The sequence below is a fragment of the Hymenobacter glaciei genome (assembly GCF_039539585.1).
GTDB lineage: Bacteria > Bacteroidota > Bacteroidia > Cytophagales > Hymenobacteraceae > Hymenobacter > Hymenobacter glaciei.
The window spans coordinates 1-1131 of the sequence record NZ_BAABDK010000038.1; the positions used below are offsets into that span (position 1 = coordinate 1).

A 1131-nucleotide genomic window follows, 5' to 3' on the forward strand; every position below is an offset into this window, starting at 1 on the left:
GGTTTCGCTTCCGTTGGAAGCTGATTTTTTCGGGTAGTTGTTGCAACAGGCGCAGCACCAGTTTGCGCACGGCGGCGTAGTTGGCCGCCGCCCGGCCCGCTCGTTTACGGCTCTGGTCCTCGCCCAACACGACGTCCAACACCCAGTGCAGGCGGTTTTCAATGCCCCAGTGGCGGCGCACCAGCCCCAGCAGGGTGGCGGCCGGCGCAGCCAGGGAGGTGAGGTAGTAGCGCGTCTGGACGACTGGTTCGGCAGCCGTTCGCACGTGGGGCATGGGCCGGGTGGGCGTCCGCGTGCTCTGCACCTGCACTACGGCCCGCAGTTGCGGCCATGGCGCACGCAGGGGCTCGGGCAAAACGCTCGCCGGCAGTACCCGGCAGCAGCGCGTTTCGTGCCGGGCGTGGCGCGGTTTTTCCACCGGCGCTTCCCAGCCCTCCGCGTCCGGGGCCTGGGCAAAAGCCGCCTGCGTGGCCGCGTAGAGCTGCAGTTGCCGGCGCTTAAGGGCCAGCACGTAATCGGCCCCGGCCTGGACCAGCACCGCCGCCGTTGAGGGTTGGGTAAAGCCCGCGTCGGCGCTGACCACGCAGCCGCGCACGTCGAGCAGGGCCAGCAAGTCGGGTAACACGCGCGGCTCGTTGACTTTGTGGTCCGTTTCGTACTGGCCCAGGCACAGGCCGGCCTCGTCGCACCAGGCGTGCAGCAACGTCACGGAGGTGCGCCCGCCCTGGGCGTGGGCGGTCTGGGCCTGGTGGGCCGTCACCGAGCGGCGCAGGCACTTGCCGTCGAAGCACAAGTGCGCCCCGCTGGGCAGCACCACGCGGCGCGTGCTCCACTGCACCAGGCAGCGCTCGACCTGGCGCAGGTCGAGCAGGCCCATGACCCGGTTCACCGTGTCGTGCGAGGGAATGCCGTTGGCATAGGGCAGGTACTGACGCAGCCAGGCCAGTTTGAGGCGGCCAAAATCCGCAATGGCTTCCCACTCCTGGTAACCGCTGATGCCTGCGGCCACGCACAGCAGCAGGATTTCCAAGAGCGGGTACTGCTTGCGCCGGTCCAGACGCGGGTCGGCGACGGACGCAAAATCAACTAAAAAACTCGTCAGGTTGAGGGGCTCCATCGCCGCGGGAATGC

At 68.3% G+C, this 1131-nt stretch carries 1 protein-coding gene; it reads right to left on the minus strand.

Going from position 1 to position 1131, the window contains the following annotated elements; translation table 11 throughout:
• Positions 1-1117, minus strand: a 1117-nt coding sequence (locus tag ABD837_RS24850) for an ISAs1 family transposase (protein WP_345060035.1), incomplete at its 3' end; no start/stop codon positions are given.
• Between the last annotated feature and the right edge of the window lie 14 nt (positions 1118-1131).